Genomic DNA, 26,098 nt, shown 5'->3' on the forward strand with positions numbered 1-26,098 from the left:
TCAAACATGCCTTCTCGCGTCGCCCTCGTAGCTTAGCCGGAGCAGTAATGATTACCCTGTAATCACTCTGCCAACATCGCCCGGCATTATTCGCTTACCTTCAATGCCGGGAGTCTTCGTCATGCTGTTGTATATCGCCATTGTTATCTCTGTTCTTGCGTTAGTTATCTATCGCTATCGTAAGCTGATGTACCACTTTCGTGTGGTGGAACGGAGAAAACTTTACCGTAGCGGAACCTTGGGGCCTATCGGTATACGAATCATGCATCGTATTTTGGGCGTTAACACAATTGTTAATCTACGCCTTGAGTCGGAGTACAGTAAAAACGGTTGGTACTTTAAACAGTTGGATTATTGTCGCCGGCATGGAGTGAAGCTTGTGAATATCCCCATGGCGCAGGATACACCGCCAACTGAGGCTCAAATTGTGGCATTTATTGAAGAGTTGGGTCGGGCAGACAGCCGCTGCTTGGTGCATTGTGAGATGGGGGTGATTCGTACAGGGATGATGGTGGTAGCAGTGGCGACTCGCTGTTATGGGGTAACCGAGATGGCGGTATGGCAGCACTTTCCACTATATGGCCACAAACTAGATAGACGGCGACAAAAGGTCCGAGAGTTTATTCAGCTCTGTGGCCGTGCGCACAAGGCTTCAGCCTAACAGTGGACAGCCCTCGGGCAGGTAAAGGCGCAGCGCATTGCGAATGGCTTGAATCTGAAAAGTCGTATTCTGAATTGGTTCACCATCCAGGTTCAGGTTCATGGGCGTTGGAGTTTCAATTTTCATTTCGCTAAGTCGGGTACGAACAAAAAGCCCTTCTTGGTCCGGATCTTGTCGCGCTTCACTGTCGAACAGCTCTTTCACTCCAGCGAGCAGATCCATGTCTGCGGGCAGGATGGCGACATCGAAGAGCCCATCGTTGACCAGGGCGTCTGGACACAGGCGCTGCCCACCTCCGGCTTGCCGGCCATTGCCTAGGCCGAGAGCCAGAAAATCACCTTCCCATTCAAAATCCTCTCCTTTGAAGTGACCTTTGGCGGATTCAATTTCCGAAAACCGAGTTAGACCGGTAAGCAAGTAGGCTGCACCGCCAAGCATTTTTTTCAACTCTTCGGACGTTTGTGTGGTGACCTCTGTGCCGAAACCGCCGGTGGCCATGTTGAGAAAATAATGGTTATTTACTCGGATTACATCACACGGCTGAGCAGGCCTATTAAGCAATGACAAGGCGTCGGCGGGTTCCTCCGAAACTTCTGCAGCCGTGGCAAAGTCGTTGGCCGTGCCGAGCGGGATAATCGCTAGTTCCAGTTCGCTATTACCGTTTTCCATCAGTGCTTGGGTGATGTCACGTACCGAGCCGTCTCCGCCGCCGGCAATAATCGTTTTGAAGCCGTTATCGAGCGCTTCGCGGACATAGCGTTCCGCGTCGCCCCCCTCCCACGTTACGCGGACGGCTAACTCATGGCCCTGGTTACGCCAGTCAATGACCGCATTGCGAACGGACTGGTTGTCGGCCTGCTTGCCGTGAAGGATAAGTAAGGCTTTCTTGCTCATGGGGAGAACTCTGTCGTTGACTGGTGCCATAGAATAAAGCATGCGGCTGCTTTGATGCAGGACCAGGATAAGTAAGTTAACAATCCTTGATGGTTAGCGATTGTTTGCTATTTGATGTGTCTATCGATGCTATTTATCAAGAGCTTTATGCTATGCGAATGGAGTGAGGCATGATGGGCTTCAATTGGAGGGTATGTCATGACTAAGACAATTAGTTTCGGAGTAATGCATATTTCAGTGGCGTTCTTGGTCGTTTGGGCCATGACAGGTGACTGGCGTATTGGTGGTTTGACGGCTTTGGTTGAGCCTTGTGTGAATACCGTGGCCTACCACTTTCATGAAAAAATCTGGAAGACTAACAAGAAGGCTGACCCTGCCCCGGTGAGCGGAGCGATTATGGTTTAGGATAAACTCAATGTTTACTCTGCTAGGGCCGTTAGTTAAGCTAACGAAGGCTATAGATTTTAAGGGGGCGTCACGTGCAGAGACCAAGCAGCGACATAGATGCGATTCGCCAGGTGGTGAATCAAGTGTTGGAAGTTCATGCCCTCGAAGAAGGAGGGCAGCGCTCTCAGGCTCGGGCTGAAATTCTGATTCACTCAATGCAGGTGTTTGCTATTCGTGGGCTCCAGCGAACCACGGTACAGCATTTGTTAGATGCCTCTAATGTATCTCGACGCACGTTCTACAAATACTTTCGCAACAAGATGGATGTCCTGGAAAGCATCTATCGTATCTTTGTGGATAATATGATGCTGCATTTTCACAGAGAGGTGAAGCAGGCCTCATCTGTGAACGATATCATTCGTAATACCACTAAGGTTTATTTTGATCACCATGTGAGTATGGGCCCGGTAATCAAGTTGATGATGGAGGAGGCTCGCTCTTCTGATTCAGCTCTGGCGCCTCACCGCATCCGTGCCCAAACCTTGGCATCTGAAGTCCTAGCTGTTCAGATTAACCGTTATACGGGGAAGGATTACGAGCCGTTAGTTTTCCTGACAGTGTTGTGGATGTTAGAGAACTACTCACTCTATATTTTCGACGATGGCGGCTTTTCCCAGCAGCGACTGGACCTGTGCTTGCGGGTCGCGGTAGGTGTGACTGAATCCTTGGTGCTGGGAAAGGCTGCGCCAAGCATGTTGGAGCGCCCCGCGTAGTAAGACTCCGGTTGGATCGGTTCAATGCTCCGGCTTGAGAAACTTCAGTGTCATCCGGTCACTTTCCCCGATTGCTTCATAGGTTTCCCTGTCCTTGTCGCCGAGTCGTAGAGTGGGGGGAAGTGTCCAGACTCCGGCAGGGTGGTTGGTCTGATCCTTCGGGTTGGCATTGATCTCTGATCGATCCACCAGTGTAAAACCGGCCTTCTCGGCAAGGGCGATGACATACCCCTCGCTCATATATCCCGTTTCGATTTGCCTTTCCAGTGGGCGTACTTCTGGTGCCCGATGTTCCACTACGCCCAGCACTCCGCCCGGCTTGAGAGCCTTGTAAAAGCTTTTGAAGGCGGCTTCCCCCTTGCCGGATTTTGCCCAGTTATGCACGTTGCGGAAAGTGAGAACCCGGTCGATTGTGCCTGCTGGGGCAATGTCATTGTAGACAGGGGGATAAAGGTGGGTAATGCGAACCTTGTTGTAAATCTCGTCCTGCTTGGACAGGCGGGTTTTAAACTGGATCAGTGAACGTTGGTAAAACGGGATGTTGCTATCCGGCGGAAATTGGGCAGCATAATAAGTGCCATTGTCGCGCAGATAAGGCGCCAGAATGGCGGTATACCACCCTTTTGAGCCAGGCCAGATTTCCACCACGGTCATGTCGGCTTCTACGTTGAAAAAGCGAAGGGTCTTGGCCGGGTGGCGGTAAGAGTCACGGGCCTTTTCCGTTGACGTGCGGTGGGGAGCGTCAAGAGTATCGTCCAAGCTGTCGGCCTGGGTGTATGCAACGCATAGCGGGGAAAAAGCCAGAACCGCAGCTAGAACAAACGTGATGCGCATGATTTCTCCTATGATGTCACGGGTCAACACGCGTTCCTGTGACCTGCGGTTTGTTATTCGAAGCTCCTCTCTGCTGTGAGTGTTCGCTCACGGTAGGTGGCTCCGGCCATCCAGTTCACTATTATCAGCATCGTATCGCGAGTGGGCAGAGCAACGAAATAGCCTTCTTTATAACGTTCGCTTAAAAAACATCGGCAAAGGGTGCGTTTGGTTCCATAAACTAGGTGCTGGCGCAGGTTCGTCGGCCGCGCCAAGGGCAGGCAATACTATACTGATTAGCTCAGAGGGAGGGCGCGCAGCTGGTCTTCGGTTCCCTTCTACGAGCGGTAGCGGTAGTGCTTCCTAGGAGGCAAGCAGCGTATAGATGGTGGTTTTGTCTAGATCGGCTCGATTGCGATGGTATCCACTTCCGCCCTGCGGAAGCCTTCGCTGGCGAAGGCTTCCTGTGCGCAGGTGAGAAGAAGATGCAGCGTAATCGCCATAATGGCGGGCTTTACAGGTACTTGATTTTTTCCAGCTGCTCTTCAAGCTTGGCCAGTTGTGAACGATAGTCGTCCAGTTTGGCTTTTTCCTTGTCCACCACGGCCTGTGGTGCTTTATCGACAAACTTAGGATTCTTTAATTTACCTTCGGCGCGGCCTACTTCCTTGCGTAGTTTCTCGATTTCCTTAGAAAGACGCTCGATCTCTGCTTCCTTGTCGATCAGCCCGGCCATGGGGACCAAAATTTCCATGTCGCCGACTAGGGCGGTGGCAGAGGCGGGGGCGGAATCCTCTGCGGTCAGCCAGGTAATGGATTCCAGTTTGGCCAGTTTGCAGAGGAAGACTCGGTTGGCGTCCAGCAGGGCCTTGTCGGAGTCTTTACCATTATGCAGATAAATCGGCAGTGCCTTGCCTAGTGGAATGCCCATCTCACCACGGATGTTACGTACCGCGCTAATAACCGCTTTTACCCATTCTGCACCGGTTTCCGCATTGGTATCGATTTTGGCGGGTTCGCTGGCCGGGAAGGGCTGTAACATGATGGTGTCGCTTTTTTCGCCTTTACCTGCCGCCGACGCCTTGCCCGCCAGTGGTCCGACTTTTTGCCAGATTTCTTCAGTGATGAATGGCATAAAGGGGTGGGCCATGCGAAGGATGGCTTCCAGTACGGTCACTAGGGTGCGGCGTGTGCCGCGTTTTTGGGCATCGGAATACTCGTCACCCCACAGTACCGGCTTGGATAGCTCGAGATACCAATCGCAGTATTCGTTCCAGATGAATTCATAGGCGGCGTGGCTGGCCACGTCGAAACGGAAGCTGTCTAGTGCTTCGCTGACTTCCAGTTCGGCCCGCTGTAAGGCGGAGATAATCCAACGGTCTGCCAGAGATAGTTCCACTTCGCTATCGGTGTCGATGCCGCAGTCTTCCCCTTCGGTATTCATCATTACATAGCGGGCTGCATTCCAGATTTTGTTACAGAAATTCCGGTAGCCTTCTATGCGGCCCATGTCCCACTTGATGTCCCGGCCAGTGGAAGCGAGAGACAGGAAGGTAAAACGCAGAGCGTCGGTGCCGTAGGGGTTGATGCCGTCAGGGAAGTCTTTGTTAGTGCGCTTGGTGATTTGTTTTTCTTTCTGCGGCTGCATCAGGCCCTTGGTGCGCTTGTCGATCAGCGCATCTAGGGTGATCCCGTCAATCATGTCCAGCGGATCAAGCACGTTGCCTTTCGACTTGGACATTTTCTGGCCGTCATTGTCGCGCACCAGACCATGAACATAGACCTTCTTGAAGGGCACTTGGTCGGTGAACTTCAGAGTCATCATTATCATCCGGGCAACCCAGAAGAAAATAATGTCGAAGCCGGTTACCAGTACATCGGTGGGATGAAAGGTGCGCAGGGCGTCAGTGTCTTCCGGCCAGCCCAGAGTGGAGAAGGTCCACAGGGCGGAACTGAACCAGGTATCTAGGACATCGTCATCCTGGCTCAGGGGGGTATCGCCTAGGTTATTTTCTGCTCGGACCTCTTCTTCGTCGCGGCCCACATAGACGTTGCCGTCGGCATCGTACCAGGCGGGGATGCGATGGCCCCACCACAGTTGGCGGGAGATACACCAGTCCTGCAGATCGCGCATCCAGGAGAAGTACATGTTCTCATAGTTTTTGGGGACGAACTGGATGTCGCCATTTTCCACGGCGGCAATGGCCGGTTTGGCCAGCTCTTCTACGGCGACAAACCACTGGTCGGTCAGGTAGGGTTCGATAACCACACCGGAACGATCACCACGGGGCACCTGTAGGGTGTGGTCGTCCACTTTTTCCAGCAGCCCTAAGGCATCTAGATCGTCTACTACTTTTTTGCGGGCCTCTACACGGTCCAAGCCGCGATAGCCTTCCGGCACTTCGTCATTCAGCGCGGCATCGATGGTCAGGATATTGATCATCGGCAGGTCGTGGCGCTTACCCACTTCGTAATCGTTGAAGTCGTGGGCCGGGGTGATTTTCACGCAGCCGGAGCCGAAGTCCGGGTCTACGTAGTCATCGGCAATAATAGGGATATTGCGGTCAGCTAGCGGCAGGCGAATGCTCTTACCGATCATGTCCTTGTAGCGTGGGTCTTGCGGATGAACGGCTACGGCGGTATCACCGAGCATGGTTTCCGGGCGTGTAGTGGCGACCACCAGGTGCCCGGAGCCATCAGACAGCGGATAGCGGAAGTGCCACATGTGGCCTTGCTCTTCCACGTTCTCCACTTCTAGGTCGGAGATGGCGGTGTGCAGGGCTGGATCCCAATTGACCAGCCGCTTGCCGCGGTAAATCAAGCCTTCCTTGTGCAGACGGACAAACACTTCGCGCACGGCGTTAGACAGACCGTCGTCCATGGTGAAGCGTTCACGAGTCCAGTCTACGCTGGCGCCCATGCGACGCAGCTGGCGGGTAATAGTGCCGCCGGATTCCCTTTTCCATTCCCAGACCTTGTCCAGAAATTTCTCACGGCCTAGCTCGTGACGGTTGGTGCCTTCGCCGGCCAATTTGCGTTCTACCACCATTTGGGTGGCGATGCCGGCGTGGTCGGTGCCCACCTGCCAGAGGGTGTTGCGGCCCTGCATGCGGCGGTAGCGGACCAAGGTATCCATAATGGTGTCTTGGAAGGCGTGGCCCATGTGCAAGCTGCCGGTCACATTGGGGGGCGGGATCATGATGCAGAACGGGTCACCCTGGCCGCTCGGCTTGAAATGACCGGCTTGTTCCCAGTTTTCGTACCAAGACTGCTCAATGCGATCGGGTTGGTAGGTTTTGTCCATGATCACCGCTTCTAACCAGAAAAAATGAGGGCGAATTATAGCGAAGCGGGGCGGGTTCGTCGCGGGTTGTAGGAAAACCCCTTACCTAGGCTGCCAGACGCCTGAAAAGAAAAACGCTTGCCCCCAGAAAGTTTGTAGAGCGATTAGCCTCTGGCATTCCTTCGCAGGGCGGCGCGCAGCTTCAAACGTAGGGCTTTTTCCAGCTTGGGCAGGGCCTCGGCCACTAGTTCATCAATGGCGTTATCAATGTCACGGTTGGTCAACGTTGGGCGTGCTGTTGCTGTTGCTGTTGTTTGCTGAGCGGGAGTGGAAATCGATGGCCCACTGAGGGTGGGGGCGTGTTGGTTAGCGGTGCGGTCTAAGAACGGGTTGGTCCGTTCGCTGGCAAGCTGCCGTATTCGTTGAGCCTCCGGCGGGGTTGCCTCTGCAGATGCTTGTAGCAGCGGCGGCTCAGCATCGTCCAGCAAGGACTGGACATCATCCAGTTCTTTGAGCAAGGCGTGCTTTGCCGTTTCCTTGTTGTCGCTCATAGCCGTGTTGCTCGCAGTAGTGGTCAGCCAAGTTCATGGGTGGTGACGGGGAAGCCTCGGTCCCGGTAGAAACGAAAACGTTCCCGGCCCTGTTGTCGTTCGGCTTCATCGCCGCTGATCATTTCGGCCACCCGCTGAAAGCGGGAGGAAAAGTCGGGCACTCCATCGCTCAGGTTGATCAGTACATCGTGCTGATGGCCGGGGTCGTCACCGAACCCGAGTAATACCGGAGCCTGACCTTCACTGCTTAGTGCGTGGGGCAAGAAGCCTGTTGGGGGAGATTGCCAGAATTGCGCGTCCAGCTGCCGTGCATGGGCCTCATTTTGGCAATGCACATAGACTTGCCGGCCCTGTTTCAGCGCTTTATCGGCAATCCGCCAAGCCAGAGCCTGGCGAACGCCCTCCCCGACTTTACTGCTGAGATAGAAAGTGACTTCAGTCATAGGTAAAAGCCTAGCGGCTGACGCCAAACGCCTGACGCATAGTGTTGTGCCAGGCGTTCGGTGCCTAGCATTAGGCGTTGTCCATCAAATACCGTGTAAGCATAGGCACAGGGCGACCGGTGGCGCCTTTGCTCATGCCGCCGCTGATCCAGGCGGTGCCGGCGATATCCAGATGCGCCCATTTTACTTCTTTGGTGAAGCGGGAGAGGAAGCAGGCGGCGGTGATGGAGCCTGCTTTGGGGCCGCCAATGTTTTGCATGTCGGCAAAGGGGCTGTCCAGCTGGCCCTGGTACTCATCCCACAGGGGCATCGGCCAGCCGCGGTCGCCGGTTTCTTTACCCGCGGCGAGCAGAGCTTCGCTGAGGTCATCGTCGTTGGAGTAGACTGCCTGGGCGTGGGCGCCGAGGGCGACAACGCAAGCGCCGGTCAGGGTGGCGATGTCGATGACTGTGTGTGGTTTGTGTTTTTGCTGCACGTAGGTCAACGCGTCGCACAGTACCAGTCGACCTTCAGCATCGGTATTGAGAATTTCCACGGTCTGGCCGGATAGGGTTTTGACGATATCTCCCGGGCGAGCGGCGCGGCCATCGGGCATGTTTTCCGCCGCTGCCACGACGGCAACCAGGTGGATAGGCAGGTCCAGTTCGCACACAGTTTTTACTGAGCCGAAAACACTGGCAGCGCCGCCCATGTCATATTTCATCTCATCCATGGTGGCGCCGGGCTTTAGAGAAATGCCGCCGGTATCGAAGGTGATCCCTTTGCCGACCAGGGCAACCGGGCCTTGCTTGGTGGGTTTGGCGCCCTTGTATTCCATCACAATGATTTGGCCCTGGCGTTCGGAGCCTTTGGCTACCGCGTGGAAGGCTCCCATGCCCATTTTTTCTGCCTGAGCCTGGCTCAATACTTTCACCGTAAGCTTTTCATATTCTTTGCCCAGATCCCGAGCTACCCCGCTCAGATATTCCGGGTAGCAATCGTTGGGAGGCAAATTGCCCAAATCTCGAGCTACGTTGACCCCAAGGCCCACGGCTTTGCCTGTTTTGTGTGCTTTCGTAAGGGTAGTGTCCTTCTCGGCATGCCAGAAGGTCAGTTTGGCTAGGTTGCTGGCCGGTGCCGGCTTGCTACGGTAGTTGTCGAAACGGTAGGTGCTTTCTTCTACTACACGGCTGCCTTCGCGGACTTGCCACTCCAGTGTTTGTGTGTGTGTGTCATCAAGCAGCCACATAGCCTGCTTAACCGGAGAGCTGGCCAAGGTTTTGGTGGCCTTGTGTACCAATGAGAGCCAGCCTTGGTCGCTGAGAGGGCTGTCACCGGTGCCGACCAGCAGCAGGCGGTCAGCGTTAAGGTCTTGGGGCGCGTGCAACCAAACAAGCTGCCCCTTGCTAGCATTGAAATCGCCGGCCTTAGTGAACTGACTAATTTGCTCGCGAGTGGCGGAGGGCAAGGCCTGAGGAAGGTCATTTTTTTTGCCTAGCAATACCACTAGCGCATCTGCTTTGCTTTTCTCCAAGGGCCTGTTGCTTACTGCGAAGTCCATGCTTTCTCCAAATTGATAAAAGGGTGGGGCGCGATTCACCCGATAAATAAAGGAAATAGTGGGCCGTCACGCAAGGAAACGCAATCTGCGAAGGAGCCCAGGCGACCACCTAATTGAAAGGGAATTATCACCTTTGTCTAGCTCTCAGTTACACTAGGCGGCATTCACTGCTGCCGCAGGCGTTTTTGCCCGGCGGTGTGTGCCGCGCTGCGGGCCACCTGCCTGCCTTTATTCTGCTCGGCACGTTTTGCAGACAGCAATGAGTGGGCCTTCCTTTGATTCTTCATCGATATATTAACCGGCAAGTGTTTATGACCACAGTGCTGGTCACCTTTATTCTAGTAATGGTGCTGGTCAGTGGCCGCTTTATCAAATATTTAGCAGAGGCCGCCGCCGGTCAAATCGCTGCCGATGCTTTGTTCCTAGTGATGGCATTCCGAATGCCGGAATTTCTGCAAATGATCGTTCCCTTAAGTTTGTATGTCGCCCTGTTGTTGGTGTTGGGGCGTATGCACATGGATAACGAAATGGTGGTGTTACAGGCCGGAGGGCAGGGCAATGGCCGTGTGGTGCGCTCGTTGGTGGTGCCCATATTGATGGCCACCATGCTGGTAGGCATGTTTTCACTCTATGTGACCCCGCGGGGGGACGCAGAAGTAAACCGGATTTTTGAAGAACAAAAGGACCGGTCGGTGCTGGAATTGCTCACCCCGGGCCGTTTTCACGTAAAAGGCTCCAGTGATTCCCAGCGTGCTACTTACGCGGAGCATTTGAACCGGGAAAAAGGCGTGCTGGAAAATGTGTTTGTGGCCGATGCGCGTTTTGAAAGCCAAGGTGGGGCAGGAAGGTTGTTAACTGTCTGGGCGAAAAGCGGCAAGCTGGTGGTGGAAGATGGCATCAGTTATCTGCTGCTGACCGATGGTCTTCAGTATCAGGGTAAGCCCGGGCAGCTGGATTATAAGGAAGTGGGATTCAAGGAAGCCCGGGTTCGTATTGGTGGCGAAAAAACCGATAGTCGTCCGCCCAAGGTGCGTGGCCGCTCCACCCAAGAATTGATGGAGCAGCAGGCCGACAACAAAGAGGCACTGGCTGAACTGCAGTGGCGCATCTCGCTAATCCTCACCGTTCCGATCATGGCATTGGCGGCGATCCCCTTGGCGAGGGTTAATCCCCGACAAGGGCGTTTCTATCGATTAATTCCGGCCGTATTAGGTTACATGCTTTATGTGGGCATGTTGCTGGTATGCCGCAGTGCCATTGAAGATCACAAGGGGGTGCTGCCCTGGTACTTGAGCATGGTCTGGATCCATGTGAGTGCGGGGCTAGTTGTCTTCCTCCTTTATTTCGGCGCTCGCCTATTCCGGCGGAGGGCGCGCCCATGAAATTGCTCAAGCGTTACTTTTGGCGGGCGGTGATGATTCCGACCTTGGCCATTCTGTTTATTATCGTCGGGCTGGATTGTTTGTTCGGCTTTATCTATGAACTAGAGTTCCTGCGGGGCAACTATCAGGTGATGGAGGCCTTGCAGTTTATTCTGACCACCACACCGCGACGATTTTACGAATACATGCCTATGGCGATTCTGTTAGGCACCCTGATTGGTTTGAGCTTACTAGCGAACAGTGGTGAACTGTCGGTGATTCGAGCGGCGGGCGTGTCTACCCTGAAGGTGAGCTGGCTGGTGCTGCGTCCGGTGTTGGTGCTGATCATCTTGTCTATTCCGCTGGGTGAATATCTCACCCCCTATAGTGAGCAGGTGGCGCAGAGTAATCGTTCCATGGCCGAGGGGGGCGGTGAAGCCTTGCGCTCCAAATACGGCTATTGGCACAGGGAAGGGCCGGAGTTTATTCATATCAATGCGGTGCAGCCCAATGGGGTGTTGCACGGTTTGACCCGTTACCGTTTCAGCGATGGGCAGAAGCTGACGGAAACCCAGTACGTGAATCGGGCTATCTATCAGGGAGAATCCTGGTCATTGGAAGGTATTCAAGGCACCCGGTTGTTTGCTGATCATGTCGAGACTTACCAGAAAGATCAGGTGGAATGGCAAACGGAGCTGACCCCGCAGTTGCTGAGTATTGTGGTGCTTAAGCCCGACAACTTGGCGTTAGTGAAGTTGCTGGAATATACCCGTTATCTGAAACGGCAAGGTTTGGAAACGGCAGACTACATGCTCAGTTTCTGGCAGAAACTGTTCATGCCATTGGCGACTATCGGCATGGTGCTAATCGCTATTTCTTTTGTGTTCGGCCCCCTTCGAGAAGTGACCATGGGGTTGCGATTGACGGCAGGCATCGTGGCTGGGCTGATTTTCCACTACGGCCAGCAATTCTTTGGCCAACTGTCGCTGGTATTTCATACTGACCCGTTGCTAGCCGCTATTCTTCCCCCGTCATTGTGTTTGGTGCTGGGGATCTGGTTGTTGCAGCGAGTGCGTTGATGTGACCGGCTAGCGGGCACCTGGCCACATGGATGTGCCCACGCAGGGGCCAATGAACGATGCGCCACCCCTGTGATCATGTGATCTATCACTTCATCGATAATGACGACTAGCTGAAACTGGAGCATGCTCGCTTTGCGGTTGACCAGCGGTTGCGTGCATTCGATGCTGGCGGAGCCCGCGTTGCATCCCCTGTGAATTGAGGATGCCAATGTCGCTGTCCTTCACAAAGTTGGCCTCAATTCAGGCCGTCGGGATGACGTGATGGCAATCAAAATTGCGTTCGATGAATGTAAAGGCTGGAAAAGCTGTGAAGGGCTGGTATACTCGCGCCCCACTGCCAGAGTGGTGGAATTGGTAGACACGACGGATTCAAAATCCGTTGCCTTCACGGGCGTGCCGGTTCAAGTCCGGCCTCTGGTACCAAATGACGGTCCGGCAGCATCCGAAGAGCTCCTCGAAAGCTTTAAAAACAGCAAGTTATCGATGAGTTTCTTCCGCTGCCGTCCGACAAGGTTTGTTGACATCTGGCCCCACCTGGGGCCAACTTTGGGGCCAACTCCACAGCCCAAAGCCGGCGAAAGCCATGGAAACCAACAAACTCAGCGACGTCAAAATCCGCGCAGCAAAGCCCCAAGACAAGCTCTACAGCATCTCCGATGGCGAGGGCATGTTCCTGGAGATCTCTCCCAAAGGCGGCAAATGGTGGCGCTTCAAATACCGCTTCAACGGTAAGCAAAAGCGCCTCTCTCTTGGCACCTACCCCAGCACAAGTCTGAAAGCAGCCCGAGACAAGCGGCAGCAAGCCCGAGAGCTGCTGGCATCTGGCGTTGACCCCGGTGATCAGCGTAAAGCCGATAAGATGGCCACAGAGACTGCCTTGCGCAATACCTTTGCCGGGGTGGCGGAAGAGTGGGCACAGAACAAGGTGAGTGGCGAGAAGTGGACGCCGACAACGGAGAGGAAGCGGCGCATCTGGCTGGATAATGGCCTCCTTCCATTCCTGGGCAGCCGGCCCATTTCTGAAATCACCACGGCTGAGCTGTGGAATGTGCTTCAGCGTACCCAAAAGACCAGTGGCTATACCGCCAATCGCTTGAGGGGGATGGCCTCCGAGATCTTCAACTTTGCCATGGCGACCGGTCGTGCCGATAACAATCCCGCCTTGCCTCTTCAGGGGCAGATTTCCGTTAAGAAAGAAAAGCACCGCCTGGCGATTCTGGAGCCAGAGGAAGTCGGCAAGATGCTTCGGGCCATTGATGCCTGTCAGGCAGCAGCCACCACCAAAGCCGCTGCCCGGTTGGCTCCGCTGGTATTCGTCCGGCCTGGCGAATTGCGTCATGCCGAATGGTCAGAAATTGACCTGAAGAAGGCCCTTTGGAGCATTCCTGCAGAGAAAATGAAGATGCGGGAGCCGCATGTGGTCCCGCTGTCGCGCCAAGCCGTGGCTATCCTTCAGGAAATTCAGCCGTTCACCGGGCATTGCCGTTATGTGTTCGAAGGTACCAAGCCCGGAGAGCCGATCAGTGACAACACCCTCAACAAGCTACTGAAAACCCTTGGTTACAAGGGAAGGATGACCCAGCACGGATGGCGCGCCATTGCCCGTACCCTGCTTGATGAGGTTCTGGATGTCCGGGTGGACTGGATCGAGCACCAGCTCGCTCACTCCGTCAGGGATGCCAATGGCCGGGCCTATAACCGGACTTCGCACCTGGAGGGGCGTGTGGGGATGATGCAGCAGTGGGCGGATTACCTGGATGATTTGAAGGCTAAGAAGGCTTGATGTGTCAGATTTGGTCTGAACTAATACAGGTGGGCCGGCCCTTGTGAAGTTGGGGGCTGGTTCTGCTGTGTCTGGTCGGGATTGAATGGCTCAGTATCTCTCGCCGTTCTTCTTCCTCAAGATTACTTCGGGGCCAGAGTGTTTTGACCGTGCTGCCTCTAGGGATTCCGGACTTTCTTTGCTGCTCGGGAGGGTATTGGGGGTTTTTGACTCCATGCCATTTTCCTTGTTCTTGCCTTCCTTCTCTTGTGTCGAGGTGAGCTCGGCAATAGTCATTCTAAGCGATTGAATTTCCTTGTTTTTATTTGACATTTCCTCCTTCAGTGACGTGATTTCTCTCGTGATTGCAGAGTTAAGAGGGAACCATTCTAAGGGGGATTGTTTATCAGCAAGAAAGCGTTCAGCTTGTCGAGTTGCCTCTTTGATGGCTGCTTTCTTGTCAGCTTCCGTTTGAAACCCTTCTTCGATGAGCTTCTCCAGCGTGGCTTTTTGCGTTTCCCCCCTGCCGTTGGCCAGCTTCTTTAGTGACTCGTGAGTACGTTTTTTCACACTGATTGAGAGTGTGGAGGTTTTGTTCTTTTGGCTGCATTTAAAAACTCTCCAACGCAGTTTCAATCTGCGGATAGCTTCTGCTCGGTCGGCTCCTTCCGGAAGGGCCTGATTAAGATCTGAAATGAGTGCATCAACTCGGCTCTGCCCAACTTCGGTAAATCGTCGTAGCCCCTCATTGTGCAATTCCTGATCAATCCAGTCCTGCCTCTCTTTATCTTCCTTAAGCCAATCCTCAAGAGGCTGTGGTTTCCTGGCCATACGACCTCACGTTTTTCATGTTAATTTCCTCGTTAGTTTAAACGCTAAATATAACGTTATCAATAACGATATAAGTAACGTTAAAAGCAACGCATAAAATTATTACCACGTGGTAAGATGGCCGAAAAGGAGGGGGTATGTGGCGATTGCGGCTGTTAATGTTCAAGAAGGGGGAGGGTGTGGAAAGCGCGCTCAAGAGGGTATCGGGGATGTCCCGCCTTTTTTTGCTCTGTTTTCTGTATCAGTTTGATAAGGAGCGGGCCTCATGCACTTTTGAGGAATATGCAGAGATATTCCGACTAAGTTGCAAGCGCATTGGTCAAATTGTGCAAGAGCTAGAAGACGCAGGGATTGTTTTAATCTCCAAGCAGCAGGGGGTAGATCATCGCCCAAAGAGCTTCATTCATGTGGACGGCAAATTTATAGATGAGCTGAAAGCTTCCTTCGAGGATTGCTCGGTGGATGTGGATGAAGGCCTGATCCGTGATGTGGCATTTGGTGAGTTGGTACCAGCCGAGATGACGAACTTAAAGCCATTGAATCGGCTTCTCTTGTGCGTACTTTTGGTGCATTCGTCGGAAGTCGGTAGGGTTGACGGTTTGGGGCAGTCTGCGCTGCGTGAGCTTACGGGCTTTTCTGTTGATCAGAGAAGGTCGCAGATCAGTAGACTGGCGGATCTAGGCTTTATTAGGGCTTTGGTTCCTGGCGTAACAGGCTGCTATCTGTTCGGTTCCGTCAAGACTCGATATTTCTTGAATATGGGGCATTTAGGGTTTGGTGAGTACGCGAGGCACGAAACATTGCTGGTAGGAAGGGGATTTTCTGGAGATGATGACTATCGGAGTGGTCAGGCTGAAGCGATTCTTAAGGGGGCCAAGGAAGCAAACCGGTTGATATCCAGGATCATCCACAGGGAAGGTAAAAAGCTAACCGACCGGGAATACAAAGATCTGTTGCGTGTTATTCGGTTCGAGCAGAAGTGGGGTGTTAAAGCCAAGGTGCCGGATAGGGAGTCTACCTCTTGGGAGGCTGAGCTTTCCGGGCGGCTCTCCGGGTTCTTCCAGGATGCATCCATCAAGCATGATGCACCGTACTTGCAAGTCAAAATCAATGAGTATGCGTCGCAGCTTGTCTTTGTGCCTGAAGAACAGCTCCTAGTCAGGGAGAATGGGTTGCGAAAAAAGATTGCCTTGGATTTGTTGCGAGGCAAGCGGAGCGGTGAGCAGGCAGCCTTCGTGTCCGCGGTTCTTACCGCTTCAAGAGTACAGGCTTCCAGGGCGAGGCTGCTATTAAATGGATTAATGCAAGAAATTGACCATAAGGGGAAGGGGGAAGCGGCAGACAATGCTGATTTCGTGATTCTCCCTACCTTGGAAACTGACCCAAGATCAGGGCTAATTGTGACGCTCTGCGTTTCTTCGAAGGAAGAGAGCTCAATGGTTAGACGTCCGTACTGGGATCAGAAGGTCGTAGCTGTATGGGGTGGAGAGTTCAGCGTTGTGTCCTCACCCTATGCGGATGCTTCCTTCCTTGAAGAAAAAATGCAACTGACGTGTGGTCTGAAAGCGAAGGCGAAACAATACCCTAAAAGACCGCCAGAAGAGGTGAAAAAATAACCTAACCTGGGAGTGGATTTGAGACAGGGTTCTAGGGCTGTTGTGGATTGGGCTGCTTTTCGGTCCCGGTAATAGTATTACACGAAAGCCTTTAAGAGGGTTCTCTACCCTCTGATTCATATCACATACAAGTATGATCAAAATACCAGTCAGTAATTGATAGATAAGACCTACATAGTCATATCTGGTTAATTAATACACACCAGCTAATTCCTATGAATTCATTACATTCAAGGAGTTAGCAATGAGACGTCGTCACCCAGACAATACCCACCTGACTTACCACCACTCAGGCCCCTGGAACGGATATGAGGTTCAACTACAGAGGGGGCCATTATTCATTCCATACCTGGAGCGTATCAACCAGACCATGCATCGAGCTATCCATAGGCAGGCAAGCACTATGGCTGTGAGGATAGATCTCTATCTACCTGAAAATGGGTATGTACGTTCTGGCGATTGGTTTGGCTATTTCGTTCAGTCTCTAAAAGAACAGGTGGAGGCAGATCTGGCCAGGCGTAAACGCGAAGGCCGGTGGGTGCCTGATTGGAAACTTGATTACATTGGCGTCGAGGAGAAGGTGGGAGATAAGCAGGTGCATTACCACGCCTGCTTGTTCCTGAATGGTGAGATCTATCGTGGGCTAGGCGAGTTTCCTGTGGGGAGGAGCTTCGATCCGGATGTGCTGGGAGATCCACAGGCTGAGCGGGCAGATAGTCTGGCTAAAAAGATTGTTATGGCTTGGGCTAGGGCATTGGGAATGACCATGAGAGAGGCGGCTGGCTTGGTGCATTTCCCTACAGGAGGAGTGTACCGGCTGAGGCGTAGTAGCGCGGGATTCGAAGCGACTGAAGCTGGGCTGTTTAATCGGCTGAGCTACCTAGCGAAGGCGCAGAGCAAGAGGTTCGGCAGAGGAGGCCGAAATATTCGCTATAGTCGGGCTGGTTAGCGCCAGAGGGCATCTGGCCGTTTTTTACAGCCATGGCTCATCTCATGAGCAGAAGGAGATATCTCATGAGAATCATTCGATTGAAAGAAGTCATGGAAACTACAGGTCTGGGCCGATCATCCATCTATAAGTACGCCCAAGAGGGCTCATTCCCGAAACCTGTGAGCCTGGGAGGGCGCTCATCGGGCTGGGTGCTGGATGAAGTGGAGGAGTGGGTGATCGAGCAGATTGCCAAGCGGGATCAGCGGTTAGAAGAGGAGGGCATGCGGGCTGGCGGTTAGCCAGCCCCCCAAAGCCACCCTTTGACCTCATCCCTGTTGGCCAGCACCACCTGCTGGGCCTCGGGGTCTCGGTGCTCCGGCCCATCCAGTCTAAGCAGCTGCACAATGTAATTGGCCATGGCGGCTCGGCACTCAATGGTCAGCGCGCCATCGGTCATGCCGTAATCCAGCGTAATCACTGCCTGCTGAGTCGGAGATAGGCGAGGGTCCGGGGTGACCTGCAGCGTGAGCCGCTCTTGCCAGGCATCATCCTGTTCAGCGTGGTGCTCACCTGGAAGGGTCAGTTCGGGTTCATCCTGAATCCGGCTTAATACGAAATCCCGGTAGTCGCTACTCTTCTCGCACCAGCCGCGGACATGCCAGCGCATGCCACTGTGTACCACGGTGTGGGGTTGGATAACGCGGTACTCAGGCTCAGGGTTACTCAAGGATGCGTACTGGATCTCCACGCGGAGTTTATCCCGGCAGGCCTGAAGAATCGGGCGCAACACACTCGGGCGTAGGTCACGAGAAGGAGGAAGCAGCACTTCGGTATTGAGCTCGCGCACATCCAGGGCCTCAAAGGCACAACTGAGATCCTCCCGGGAATGCATCATCTGCAGGTATTCATCCGCCAAGCCCCGTGTGAATACGGGCTTGAAGGTGCTGGCGGGTTTGTAGCCTTTCAGGGAGCGGTCGTAAACCAGGTTGCCCGGAGCATATTCAGCAAGATAGTGGTTAATGTCCTTGCTAGCCTGCTGCCTGCCAATACCGAATGCCCGCTGAAGGTGGTTGGTCGTCAGTCTCCCTTCCCAGAGGGCGATCACCTCGATCAGTCTGTAGCGTAATAACAGATCCCAGCGCAGCGGCCAGTCGGCGGCGTTTTTTCCTGCAGTGCGAGCCATAAGTGATCCAAAAAGCGATATGCGTTAAAAGGCGACGTGTTCATGTAATCAGTATCGACACGATTATATTAAATACATATCCTTGGTGTGTCACAAGGAGAAAGTGATCAGTAGCAAGGAGGCTACCGCTAGCACTGCCTGTTCTGGCAATGCCTGCAGATTTCAGGAGGAAATCATGCGACAGACTTACACCGTGGACAATCTGGTTTACGAATTTCAGATCAGCGCCACTAACGAGGTGACGCCGGCCATCACGGGCGGAGCCTCCCCCACTTTCCAGCCAGAACCAGATCCCTTCGATTGGGGGCACGTACCAGCAGTGACTGCGGATATTGGAGGTTCACGATTTCCGGTGACGGTGTTGCGGCAGCCCTGGCGATACCTGTTGAAATGGATCGGTAATGAACGCCCGCCCTATTTCACCATTGCAGCACTCGCTGATCGTCGCAGAAAGCTGTATTGCCGAGTGGCAAGACGACTGACAGCTCGGTTCCCTTATCAGCTGACGAGCTGGACGGCACCTTTAATTTCCAGAGGGCTAACTGAAGGGGAATGTCATGAGAAAACAGAATGGCTGGAAGGCCTATTCCCGAGTGCTTTATGACACCGATCCCATGGGGACTTGTTGTAGAGAGAATGTCTGCACGGATGAATACGATGGCGTGGCCAGATCGCTTGATTCTCTATTGTGCGAAGGGATGCCGCTGCAGGCTGCGCTGATGAATGTTCTGGTTGATTATTTCGGTGAGGCGCTGATTGAGGGGAGTGACATAGCCCCTGCCAGGATGGCGCTACAGGAAAGAATGACGAAAGCATGAAGAGTCAATGGAGAGAAAGAGACATGGTAGCAAAACTGAAAGGTCGATTGTTGCACAGTGCACCGAAACGCAAGCGTGCGGAAATCCTGAAAAAGATGGGCTATTCCCACCCCGATCCGAGCCATCTCTCTCGCCTGGATCGAGTCTTGAATGACCCGGACTGGGGGCTGCTTGACGGGGTTCATGACTCGCGCCATAGCGATGAGGAGTTCTTTCGTTCATTCTGCTCTGTGATGGAGGTGGACGCGCAGACGGTCGACACAGTGATCAACATCACTATCAAAGCGCATAAGGATCGGATCGCCGCTTTCAAACCCTATCTCTGGGTTGATACCGGCTTCACTAGAAAAAACCAGCCAATATTCGCGATGGCGGCCATGGAGCAATTTAGGCATCTTTATTTTCAATCAGCATTCCTGAGTTTGCCAATGCACCTGCAAATAGACGAAGTTCGTCAGCGCATCCGCGAGCATATGGCCGACACGGGGGGCGAGTTGCCGATGTGGGGGAAGATTCAGCAATACTGGTTCTTCAATAGCATCGACAAGGCCATTCTGTTGGACGTCAATGGAGACGTCATCGGCGAGCGAGAGGGGCCCGTTTCCAATAGCAGCAGTTGCTCGCTCCGCTGATGCAAGAAGACCGTGAAAGAAGGGGATGAGATGTATGACATCATTGGTGACATTCATGGTTTTGCTGAGCCACTGAAGCAGTTACTGCGCAGGCTGGGCTACAGCGAAATAGAAGGTGCCTGGCAGCATCCAGATCGCAAGGCTCTGTTTCTCGGCGATTACATCGATCGCGGCCCTCAGCAGGTAGAAGTGGTAAGCATTGTGCGAGCCATGCAGCAGGCAGGGCATGCTCTCGCCATCATGGGAAACCACGAATTCAACGCGGTGGCCTGGGCAAGCCCCAATCCTGACAAGGATGGTGAGGCACTTCGTGCGCACAATGCCAAGAACCGCCACCAACACCGTGAATTTCTGGAGCAGGTAGGTGAAGGATCGGAGCTACATGACGACATTATTGCCTGGTTCATGACACTGCCCGTCTACCTGGACCTGCCAGACCTGCGCGCGGTACATGCCTGCTGGCACCCTAAATACATTGAAGAACTGAAACCGTGGCTGGACGGGAATAACTGTCTCAAGGAAGAGGCATGGTATCCGGCCAGCAGGAAAGGTCATCGGGTTTACCGCGCCGTTGAAACCTTGTTGAAAGGACTCGAGATTCCGTTACCGGAAGGCAATGGTTTTCACGACAAGGATGGACACCCCCGCAAGGATATCCGCACCCGCTGGTGGTTGCAGCACTCACACACCTACCGAGACCTAGCCATGGTGCCGCCGGAGGTGATCGAACGAATCCCTCACCAGCCGGTGCCCGGCGATATCCTGCCAGGCTATGACAATCACAAACCGGTATTTGTGGGGCACTACTGGCTGACCGGCACACCGGAACCATTGGCGGAAAATATCGCCTGCCTAGATTACAGCGTTGTCAGTGCGAACAAGGGCAAGCTAGTTGCCTACAGATGGGATGGTGGGCCGCTTACCACAGATAACTACACATGGGTGGTGCGCTAAGCGAAGAAATCGCGGTAAGAACTTCGCAGGTGGCGCGATTGGATCATGGAGTTGAACATGCAGTATGACCCATCAACAAAACGACTTGAAACCAATGATGGTGGCCTGATCAAGGTCATAAGCTGTCCGCTCGAAAAAAAGTGGGACGAGCTCATGCCAATGCCTGACAAGTGGGATGAGTCCCTGAAGATAGACGATCAGCTGGCACTTAAAGGTGAGGAAGATATTCGGTTTTTCATGCTCGCGCAGTCTGATCAGGAGCCGGAAGAAAACGACCAGCCTGCATGGATTGAGTGGAAAGAGCGAATGCGTGGCAAGCCTGCGGACTACCTGAAGAAATACTGTGGCTCGTGCCAGAAGTGTGTTGTCAACGCCAACAAATTTAGCGAGTCCCAGATATCCGCAATGGTACAGCTGAACCCGGAAATCTGTCTGCATCTCAGTGATACTCACCCTGAGCTGACCATCAATAAAGCTACTAGTGAAGAGAGTGATTGGGAGTGCGGTTATCATGGTGTAACTCAGAAGGGTTTGCGAATTATTCAAACTGCACGCTCACTGGCAGCGATTGAAGATGGAGTTCAGCGTGGTTGTCGGCCGCTATTTGTTGCCGCAGATTACAAGGGAGAAGTCGGAAAGAAGCTGTTTGTAAGCTATTGCTCAACAGATAACGAAGTTCATTATCAGAGTGACTTTAGAAGAATGAGAGGGTCTTTGAGCGGATCCGGGAATGGTGTTTCTGCAATCATGATCAGACATGATGATGAGCGCCATCCATCACCTCTGGCAGCCTATATGATCCCACCAGAACTAAATCCGGGTGATAAAGTGTTCGTGGCCGACGTTATAGAAGAGATTGTCCGGAAGCACTGGAGCCAGGGGGATAGCTGGCGGTTGGCTTCATCGGAAGCTGTTTGGACAGGCGAAACTTTGGAGATGGAGGCGCGCGATCCAATCCAGATGGTGGGGTAATTTCGGTTCCTGTAATTCAGCGTTAAACAACTGTCACCTGTAGTGGTCAACTAATTACTGACTTGAGTAAAGAGATAAAGACTGATTAAGGTGCTTAATCACCCTGTTTTCAAGATCGGGCGGGGATAGCACTTGTACCCTGGGGCCTCTGCCTAACACCCACTCAATAAGCTGATGGGTGATGACCCGGTCTGGCAAGGTGACGAGCCAAGTGCCGTCGTCCTGGAGGGTGGGTCCAATCTGATTCTCAGCCAATCGGGATTCTTCCATGTCTCGAATCATGTTGTCGGCAGTTCCTGACCCAGGCGCAAAGATGCGTAATCGAACATCAAATCGGGGCGGTTCCTTCTCGTTGTTGCCAAATACCGCCACATCCATGCCTCCATCATTCAGCCAGGATGCTAGATTGAAGTCTTTAGGGGCTTCGGACTTGTGCCCGGACACTTCTAGAGTAACAAAACGCTGGATAAGAAACTGTCGCTTGAGCTGCTTGTTATCTCCTCGCTTGATACCAATCAGGTATTCCTTGGGCAGGCGGAAGACCACACCAAGCGGAGAAAGTTGCACGGTATGCTCCCCCTTCAGCCCCTGGTACTTCCCTTCAATACACCGGTTTTCGGCGATCGCTTTGTAAATGACATCAAGCCATTCCTCATTTTGGCCAGAAGAGGGGAAAAGCGGGTGGCCACGTTGAAGAATGGCAAGCCTTTTGGGGACTGCTGCCCAGTTTTCCAGCGGATTGGCCTTTTTCTCAAGGGTCTGCCGGGCCAGTAATAATTGCGGGTGGATTTCCTCGAAATGATCAGAATGGATGAAATCACCTAAGAACTTGTGCGTGATGGTCAAGGCGAGAGCTTGGGCGGTAGTGGGTGGGCCTGGCAGTGAGCCCATAGAGTCCGGACCGATCTTGTAGGTGTATCCACTATGCTGGGTTCCCTCCCTTATGATGAAGGTGTCCTGTGCTGGTTCAAGGATCTTGTCGATGTCCTGATTGTAGCGACTACATTCCCACAGGGCTGTGAGGTCTCGTTGTACGGCTTTTTTTTTGGCCGGTACCTCGCGACTATCGTCCGGGTTCTTGATCCTAAAACACCCCTGACGGTCAAGATGGTGTCGTATTGCCTGTTCAGGCTGCGGGGCTCGCTTGCTCTGCAAAAAGCGTAGAATCTCGAGTCTGCGAAAGAAGGTTTCAATTTCTTTGGTCGGCGGTGGCTTCTTGGTGTCCATCAAACGCTTCCTCCGTGGGACGAAAAGTGTCGCTCAGTAACTCTATGATGTTCTGCATGGCCGCTCAATATGTATCAGGAAGAAAAGGGTTCTCCAAAGGGTGAGCGTTTGAGCGGGTGGTGGTGAAGGCGTTTAGGAGGTGTCTGTGAGTTACTATGATTCTATGATCGAAAATGTGGAGCGAGCGAGAGATGCGCAACCTGTTCGGGAATTTGTGCTTGAAGATCTGGAGCAGCTGAAAAGTATAGAAAGAGCGATTTACATTATCGAGGAGGATGGCGGGGATTGTGAGGCCACATTTCAGGCCATGTCGGCGTACAAGAAAATGTCGGATCGGGCTTGTCCAAAACTGAATCAGCCTTCCCCGGTTCTTTATGTAGGTTCTTCAGTAACAGGGATCAAGAAGCGGATTAAGCAGCATCTTGGCGATGGCCCCAAAGGAACCTACGCCCTACATCTTTCTCATTGGTTCACCGGAAAGGTAAGAATCACGATCAAGACCTATGAAGAGAGACCAGAGGTAATTCAAATTATCGAGGATGCTATTTCGCATGAGTTAAAGCCCGCGTTTGGTAAAAGCGGGGCTAATAATAAATGAGAGGTAAAGCAATGGAAGGTGGGCTCGTTTGCGCTGTGGCGGCAGAAAACCTAAATCATTTTCGGTATTAGTTGGCCACACACAGAGGCAGTTGCATCGGACGAGATTGAAGCGCTTTCATGCTCTGGGACGAGAAACACCTGTAAATCAGCAAGTCCTGGCATACCCGCTGGCCAAACGAGATCACTCTGTTTGACTACCCTAAGGCCATCCGCAAAGTGATCTATACCACCAATGCGATAGAGTCGCCGAATAGCGTGCCACGCAAGGCAACCAAGCAAAGGAAAAACTTTCCGACAGGTGACTCGGCCATGAAGGTCGTCTATCTGGCCATGCAAGCGGCATCAAAAAAGTGGACGATGCCAATCAGAAATTGGAAGCCCGCCCTGAACCGATTTATGATTGAGTTCGGTGTCCGGCTTGCCGATTACCAGTAGCAAATGGGCTTGGGCGGTTACACAGAATTTTTTACCCCTCCCTTAAGGCGAAACCTAACTTTGTGCTAGAACAAAAAGAGCTCGCTCGGCATCGACGGCTCTCCAGTTTCTTTCTGAATTATCCCAGTCTCTCCACTTCAGCCCCTCTTGATTCATTTTTTTGGCTATAAGCGAGAGCATTTCACAGTAATTACCAAATCTTGGCGCGTCCTGTTTTGAAAATCGGGTAGGATACTTAAGTGTGAAGTCCTCCAGTGAGTCATGAATTTTAAAAGTTGACCTTATGAATTCGCTTTTTTCACTAACATATCTTGATATGTGAGAGTCATATATCCCAATATTTTCAGGGTTGCAAAAGGCAAGGAGTTTGCTGCCGAAAGATACTCCAAAATGTGGCACTTCTCTTATAGACCAATATGCATCATCATAATTTCCGGAATTCGCATGATTGATGGCTGATTTCACCGCATTAACCGAGACTTCATTAAAGAAGGTTTTACTGGATCTTCTATTTCCGTGGAATAGCCAGCCTACTCTTGTTGCGGCTTGATTATGGTTTGAGCGGCCTTTTACAAACGCTCTCCCCCAATACTGAACAGAAGCTATTCCAAGTCGAATATCTTCATGACTTTTGCTGTCAAGAAGTTTTCGATGATACTCATCCAGCTTCATTGAGCTTGTCATTGTTTCGGTATGGCCGGGGCGGACAAATTTCAGGGTGTCGAATTGGAGTGATTCGCCGTTGTTTAAGACATGGGCCGGTGGGTATGAGTACTTGCTTCTGGCATCTTGGATGCTTTCTATTTTCATTGAATTATATTTCCTTGTTTCTAAAGAAAAGTGCGTGATGAATAATGTTATTTAAGAATTGTTTCTGTTGTTCTTTGGTTGACTTATAATAGCCACTCTCACCCCGCTAGTCTCCGCGAGTTAAACTTACGTCGGTTAAAATCTAGGGAGCCACTGAAAACTTTCTGAATTTTCCATAATCAGGACTTTATATCAGCCAAATGGCGGAAAGGCCATGATCTAGATGGCCTTTGCCGAAGCCGAATATGAAAACAAGAAGCGCAAGACTCGGTGGGAAGTGTTTCTTATGAATTTGGATCAGTTTCTCCCGTAGAAGGCTCAGGGGGCATGCTCCTCATCATTTTGCCAATGAGCATGACCTGGCTGTATCAGATGCAGCTTCTGCACGGCTAAGAGAAACGAGTCTGGGAACACGCGGGCTATTGGGGTATCGAGAAACGCGAAGAGTAAAAGAACCGTAAGGTGAAGTCTTTTATCGCTGAGCGCCCAGGAAAATGTTCCTCGATGTCGAAGGAGGTAAAGACTGTGCAACCATCAAAGCCAGCGTGCGCGCGAGAGTGGAATACCCCTTCCGAGTGATAAAAGGCATGTTCAGCTACAGTAAGGTTCGCTACCGGGGTCTGGCGAAGAATACCAACCGGCTCTATCTCCTGGCGGGATTGCACAATCTGTTGAGGGTGAAACGAGTGCTGCTGCCCTAGGGGCAGTGCGCCTGATTGCCGCCAAAACGCGGAAATCAGGCGAAAAAATGAACACTCAAGAGTGAGTTGTGGCCTGAATTTGATGGCAGGGGTCTGTTGATAATCGTAAAGGCGAAAAAAGCGAGTATTCAATATGCAAAAGTCTATGCGGCTGACAGAGGCTCATCAAGCTCATCCTCGGAGAGCAGGAACATGACCATCTCAATGGCTCTTACCGGTGAAACCGGATACCCACATAAAGTGGAAATATGGCGTACCAGCCCCGGCACGCGGCAATCCATGCTGGTTTCCAGAACATGTACCTGGTACTCAAGGTAGAGTCGGCAATTATTGACTCGATATGCATGAGGGGACTCTTTTGGAGTTCCCTTGTGGATAAAACGGTACACTTTTGAATCCCAGATGGGAAACAATTCCGGGTTAAAGAAATGAAGCAATTTTGACGCCCCAACCATGGAATTATTGGTGCAGCTGGCCAGTTTCTCGAGCTCTTTTATATCCAGTATTCGGTACCTAGCCTGATAGAGAATATGGCAGGCTTCACTCAATTGTTCATCATCAGCATGAATGTTTAATATTGTTGGCATCCAAGCATAAACGGTGTGCATCAATACTGTTAGCGTGGCCGGTTTAAGTTTTTGGTGTGATTCTTGGAAATGTTCAAGCAAAGCCGGATAACTACGGATATAGGTTTTTTTGGGATCAACCTTTACTGTTTCATAAATATCAAGAATCTTCTGCATAGGCTCTCCGTTTGTTGTGGAAGGCCTATTAAACATCCTTGCTGGGACAGATAATGTCCCTCGTAGAGATTAGGTTTCTCCTGCTCCTGACTGTG

26 protein-coding genes, 1 tRNA gene and 2 pseudogenes are annotated in these 26,098 nt (G+C 52.4%); 18 read left to right on the forward strand and 11 right to left on the reverse strand.

The annotated features are described in order from the left end of the window. Positions 1–121: 121 nt before the first annotated feature. On the forward strand, positions 122–661 hold the full coding sequence (locus Y017_RS09395) for a tyrosine-protein phosphatase (RefSeq protein ID WP_011587773.1): 540 nt from the start codon (positions 122–124) through the stop codon (positions 659–661). Here the strand turns inward: Y017_RS09395 and yegS are convergent. Continuing rightward, on the reverse strand, positions 653–1,555 hold the full coding sequence (yegS, locus tag Y017_RS09400; protein WP_035460457.1) for a lipid kinase YegS: 903 nt from the start codon (positions 1,553–1,555) through the stop codon (positions 653–655). The genes Y017_RS09395 and yegS overlap by 9 nt on opposite strands. A gap of 198 nt (positions 1,556–1,753) precedes the next feature. Between yegS and Y017_RS09405 the strand changes: the two genes are divergently transcribed. Beyond that, complete coding sequence (locus tag Y017_RS09405; RefSeq protein ID WP_011587775.1) at positions 1,754–1,960, forward strand: DUF2061 domain-containing protein; 207 nt, start codon at positions 1,754–1,756, stop codon at positions 1,958–1,960. 74 nt (positions 1,961–2,034) lie between these two features. Then, positions 2,035–2,715: a TetR/AcrR family transcriptional regulator gene (locus Y017_RS09410; protein WP_035460458.1), complete on the forward strand. Its 681-nt coding sequence runs from the start codon at positions 2,035–2,037 to the stop codon at positions 2,713–2,715. Between the two features lie 21 nt (positions 2,716–2,736). Here the strand turns inward: Y017_RS09410 and Y017_RS09415 are convergent, their stop codons facing one another. The 5 genes from Y017_RS09415 to Y017_RS09435 form a co-directional block, all read right to left on the reverse strand. Next, positions 2,737–3,549 (reverse strand): class I SAM-dependent methyltransferase, encoded by an 813-nt coding sequence (locus Y017_RS09415; RefSeq protein WP_035460459.1) that lies wholly within the window; start codon positions 3,547–3,549, stop codon positions 2,737–2,739. Positions 3,550–4,042: 493 nt separating this feature from the next. Next, positions 4,043–6,832 carry a valine--tRNA ligase gene (locus Y017_RS09420; RefSeq protein WP_035460460.1) on the reverse strand — a complete coding sequence of 930 codons (2,790 nt, stop codon included), beginning with the start codon at positions 6,830–6,832 and terminating at the stop codon, positions 4,043–4,045. Between the two features lie 143 nt (positions 6,833–6,975). Next, positions 6,976–7,362, reverse strand: a complete 387-nt coding sequence (locus tag Y017_RS09425; protein ID WP_035460461.1) for a hypothetical protein — start codon at positions 7,360–7,362, stop codon at positions 6,976–6,978. Between the two features lie 23 nt (positions 7,363–7,385). After that, positions 7,386–7,805 (reverse strand): DNA polymerase III subunit chi, encoded by a 420-nt coding sequence (locus Y017_RS09430; RefSeq protein WP_035460462.1) that lies wholly within the window; start codon positions 7,803–7,805, stop codon positions 7,386–7,388. A gap of 70 nt (positions 7,806–7,875) precedes the next feature. Next, entirely contained in the window at positions 7,876–9,345 is a 1,470-nt protein-coding gene (locus tag Y017_RS09435; RefSeq protein WP_011587781.1) for a leucyl aminopeptidase, read from the reverse strand. A gap of 263 nt (positions 9,346–9,608) precedes the next feature. Here Y017_RS09435 and lptF point away from each other — a divergent pair, with 263 nt between their 5' ends. The 4 genes from lptF (at position 9,609) to Y017_RS09455 (ending at position 13,571) form a co-directional block, all read left to right on the forward strand. After that, positions 9,609–10,727, forward strand: a complete 1,119-nt coding sequence (gene lptF, locus Y017_RS09440) for an LPS export ABC transporter permease LptF (RefSeq protein WP_101235016.1) — start codon at positions 9,609–9,611, stop codon at positions 10,725–10,727. Beyond that, entirely contained in the window at positions 10,724–11,785 is a 1,062-nt protein-coding gene (gene lptG, locus Y017_RS09445) for an LPS export ABC transporter permease LptG (protein ID WP_035460464.1), read from the forward strand. The genes lptF and lptG overlap by 4 nt, the downstream gene beginning before the upstream one ends. A 339-nt stretch (positions 11,786–12,124) precedes the next feature. Beyond that, positions 12,125–12,211 (forward strand) — tRNA-Leu (locus Y017_RS09450). A gap of 160 nt (positions 12,212–12,371) precedes the next feature. After that, positions 12,372–13,571 carry an integrase arm-type DNA-binding domain-containing protein gene (locus Y017_RS09455; protein ID WP_035460466.1) on the forward strand — a complete coding sequence of 400 codons (1,200 nt, stop codon included), beginning with the start codon at positions 12,372–12,374 and terminating at the stop codon, positions 13,569–13,571. Positions 13,572–13,661: 90 nt separating this feature from the next. On the opposite strand, the gene Y017_RS09460 is transcribed toward Y017_RS09455, so the two are convergent. Continuing rightward, a complete protein-coding gene (locus Y017_RS09460; RefSeq protein WP_035460467.1) occupies positions 13,662–14,381 on the reverse strand; it encodes a hypothetical protein in 720 nt (239 codons plus the stop codon). Positions 14,382–14,518: 137 nt separating this feature from the next. Between Y017_RS09460 and Y017_RS09465 the strand changes: the two genes are divergently transcribed. From Y017_RS09465 to Y017_RS09475, 3 genes are all read left to right on the forward strand, one after another. Continuing rightward, positions 14,519–15,997, forward strand: a complete 1,479-nt coding sequence (locus Y017_RS09465; RefSeq protein ID WP_035460469.1) for a hypothetical protein — start codon at positions 14,519–14,521, stop codon at positions 15,995–15,997. 244 nt (positions 15,998–16,241) lie between these two features. Beyond that, on the forward strand, positions 16,242–16,946 hold the full coding sequence (locus tag Y017_RS09470) for an inovirus Gp2 family protein (RefSeq protein WP_035460471.1): 705 nt from the start codon (positions 16,242–16,244) through the stop codon (positions 16,944–16,946). A 65-nt stretch (positions 16,947–17,011) separates the two neighbouring features. Beyond that, positions 17,012–17,227 (forward strand): AlpA family transcriptional regulator, encoded by a 216-nt coding sequence (locus Y017_RS09475; protein WP_035460473.1) that lies wholly within the window; start codon positions 17,012–17,014, stop codon positions 17,225–17,227. Here the strand turns inward: Y017_RS09475 and Y017_RS09480 are convergent. After that, entirely contained in the window at positions 17,224–18,111 is an 888-nt protein-coding gene (locus Y017_RS09480) for a YafY family protein (protein WP_035460474.1), read from the reverse strand. The two genes, Y017_RS09475 and Y017_RS09480, sit on opposite strands and share 4 nt — an antisense overlap. Positions 18,112–18,286: 175 nt before the next feature. On the opposite strand from Y017_RS09480, the gene Y017_RS15220 reads away from it, so the two are divergent. From Y017_RS15220 to Y017_RS09500, 5 genes are read left to right on the forward strand one after another with little or no spacing between them, the layout of a single operon-like run. After that, entirely contained in the window at positions 18,287–18,715 is a 429-nt protein-coding gene (locus Y017_RS15220) for a hypothetical protein (protein ID WP_155849254.1), read from the forward strand. Beyond that, complete coding sequence (locus Y017_RS09485; protein WP_051428740.1) at positions 18,669–18,929, forward strand: hypothetical protein; 261 nt, start codon at positions 18,669–18,671, stop codon at positions 18,927–18,929. The genes Y017_RS15220 and Y017_RS09485 overlap by 47 nt, the downstream gene beginning before the upstream one ends. Before the next feature lie 23 nt (positions 18,930–18,952). Further along, complete coding sequence (locus tag Y017_RS09490; protein ID WP_155849255.1) at positions 18,953–19,561, forward strand: hypothetical protein; 609 nt, start codon at positions 18,953–18,955, stop codon at positions 19,559–19,561. A gap of 30 nt (positions 19,562–19,591) precedes the next feature. Next, positions 19,592–20,515, forward strand: coding sequence for a metallophosphoesterase (locus Y017_RS09495; RefSeq protein ID WP_035460478.1), 924 nt, complete (start codon positions 19,592–19,594; stop codon positions 20,513–20,515). A gap of 57 nt (positions 20,516–20,572) precedes the next feature. Continuing rightward, complete coding sequence (locus Y017_RS09500; protein WP_035460479.1) at positions 20,573–21,487, forward strand: hypothetical protein; 915 nt, start codon at positions 20,573–20,575, stop codon at positions 21,485–21,487. Between the two features lie 54 nt (positions 21,488–21,541). Here Y017_RS09500 and Y017_RS09505 read toward each other — a convergent pair whose 3' ends face one another. After that, on the reverse strand, positions 21,542–22,714 hold the full coding sequence (locus Y017_RS09505; RefSeq protein ID WP_035460481.1) for a YafY family protein: 1,173 nt from the start codon (positions 22,712–22,714) through the stop codon (positions 21,542–21,544). A gap of 145 nt (positions 22,715–22,859) precedes the next feature. Here Y017_RS09505 and Y017_RS09510 point away from each other — a divergent pair, with 145 nt between their 5' ends. Then, a complete protein-coding gene (locus tag Y017_RS09510; RefSeq protein ID WP_035460483.1) occupies positions 22,860–23,312 on the forward strand; it encodes a hypothetical protein in 453 nt (150 codons plus the stop codon). 146 nt (positions 23,313–23,458) lie between these two features. Next, positions 23,459–23,749, forward strand: a pseudogene (locus Y017_RS15070) (transposase); the annotation flags it as partial. A gap of 54 nt (positions 23,750–23,803) precedes the next feature. Here the strand turns inward: Y017_RS15070 and Y017_RS09520 are convergent. Next, the gene (locus Y017_RS09520; RefSeq protein WP_035460488.1) at positions 23,804–24,559 is read right to left on the reverse strand and encodes a hypothetical protein; all 756 of its coding nucleotides are present in this window, start codon (positions 24,557–24,559) and stop codon (positions 23,804–23,806) included. Positions 24,560–25,095: 536 nt separating this feature from the next. On the opposite strand from Y017_RS09520, the pseudogene Y017_RS15575 reads away from it, so the two are divergent. Then, positions 25,096–25,260, forward strand: a pseudogene (locus Y017_RS15575) (transposase); the annotation flags it as partial. A gap of 143 nt (positions 25,261–25,403) precedes the next feature. On the opposite strand, the gene Y017_RS09530 reads toward Y017_RS15575, so the two are convergent. Further along, positions 25,404–26,003: a hypothetical protein gene (locus Y017_RS09530; RefSeq protein WP_051428741.1), complete on the reverse strand. Its 600-nt coding sequence runs from the start codon at positions 26,001–26,003 to the stop codon at positions 25,404–25,406. Positions 26,004–26,098: the final 95 nt, after the last annotated feature.

It is taken from the genome of Alcanivorax sp. 97CO-5 (assembly GCF_000524665.1).
GTDB lineage: Bacteria > Pseudomonadota > Gammaproteobacteria > Pseudomonadales > Alcanivoracaceae > Alcanivorax > Alcanivorax borkumensis.

Excerpts from the sequence above, each read along its gene's own strand:
- Y017_RS15220 (WP_155849254.1), top strand. The coding sequence starts at position 18,287 with ATGCGACAGACTTACACCGTGGACAATCTGGTTTACGAATTTCAGATC.
- Y017_RS09480 (WP_035460474.1), bottom strand. The coding sequence starts at position 18,111 with ATGGCTCGCACTGCAGGAAAAAACGCCGCCGACTGGCCGCTGCGCTGG.
- Y017_RS09485 (WP_051428740.1), top strand. The coding sequence starts at position 18,669 with ATGAGAAAACAGAATGGCTGGAAGGCCTATTCCCGAGTGCTTTATGAC.
- Y017_RS09420 (WP_035460460.1), bottom strand. The coding sequence starts at position 6,832 with ATGGACAAAACCTACCAACCCGATCGCATTGAGCAGTCTTGGTACGAA.
- Y017_RS09395 (WP_011587773.1), top strand. The coding sequence starts at position 122 with ATGCTGTTGTATATCGCCATTGTTATCTCTGTTCTTGCGTTAGTTATC.
- Y017_RS09415 (WP_035460459.1), bottom strand. The coding sequence starts at position 3,549 with ATGCGCATCACGTTTGTTCTAGCTGCGGTTCTGGCTTTTTCCCCGCTA.
- Y017_RS09425 (WP_035460461.1), bottom strand. The coding sequence starts at position 7,362 with ATGAGCGACAACAAGGAAACGGCAAAGCACGCCTTGCTCAAAGAACTG.
- Y017_RS09465 (WP_035460469.1), top strand. The coding sequence starts at position 14,519 with ATGTGGCGATTGCGGCTGTTAATGTTCAAGAAGGGGGAGGGTGTGGAA.
- Y017_RS09460 (WP_035460467.1), bottom strand. The coding sequence starts at position 14,381 with ATGGCCAGGAAACCACAGCCTCTTGAGGATTGGCTTAAGGAAGATAAA.
- Y017_RS09530 (WP_051428741.1), bottom strand. The coding sequence starts at position 26,003 with ATGCAGAAGATTCTTGATATTTATGAAACAGTAAAGGTTGATCCCAAA.
- Y017_RS09490 (WP_155849255.1), top strand. The coding sequence starts at position 18,953 with ATGGTAGCAAAACTGAAAGGTCGATTGTTGCACAGTGCACCGAAACGC.
- Y017_RS09520 (WP_035460488.1), bottom strand. The coding sequence starts at position 24,559 with ATGAAAATAGAAAGCATCCAAGATGCCAGAAGCAAGTACTCATACCCA.
- lptG (WP_035460464.1), top strand. The coding sequence starts at position 10,724 with ATGAAATTGCTCAAGCGTTACTTTTGGCGGGCGGTGATGATTCCGACC.
- Y017_RS09500 (WP_035460479.1), top strand. The coding sequence starts at position 20,573 with ATGCAGTATGACCCATCAACAAAACGACTTGAAACCAATGATGGTGGC.
- Y017_RS09470 (WP_035460471.1), top strand. The coding sequence starts at position 16,242 with ATGAGACGTCGTCACCCAGACAATACCCACCTGACTTACCACCACTCA.
- yegS (WP_035460457.1), bottom strand. The coding sequence starts at position 1,555 with ATGAGCAAGAAAGCCTTACTTATCCTTCACGGCAAGCAGGCCGACAAC.
- Y017_RS09455 (WP_035460466.1), top strand. The coding sequence starts at position 12,372 with ATGGAAACCAACAAACTCAGCGACGTCAAAATCCGCGCAGCAAAGCCC.
- Y017_RS09475 (WP_035460473.1), top strand. The coding sequence starts at position 17,012 with ATGAGAATCATTCGATTGAAAGAAGTCATGGAAACTACAGGTCTGGGC.
- Y017_RS09505 (WP_035460481.1), bottom strand. The coding sequence starts at position 22,714 with ATGGACACCAAGAAGCCACCGCCGACCAAAGAAATTGAAACCTTCTTT.
- Y017_RS09430 (WP_035460462.1), bottom strand. The coding sequence starts at position 7,805 with ATGACTGAAGTCACTTTCTATCTCAGCAGTAAAGTCGGGGAGGGCGTT.
- Y017_RS09495 (WP_035460478.1), top strand. The coding sequence starts at position 19,592 with ATGTATGACATCATTGGTGACATTCATGGTTTTGCTGAGCCACTGAAG.
- Y017_RS09405 (WP_011587775.1), top strand. The coding sequence starts at position 1,754 with ATGACTAAGACAATTAGTTTCGGAGTAATGCATATTTCAGTGGCGTTC.
- Y017_RS09435 (WP_011587781.1), bottom strand. The coding sequence starts at position 9,345 with ATGGACTTCGCAGTAAGCAACAGGCCCTTGGAGAAAAGCAAAGCAGAT.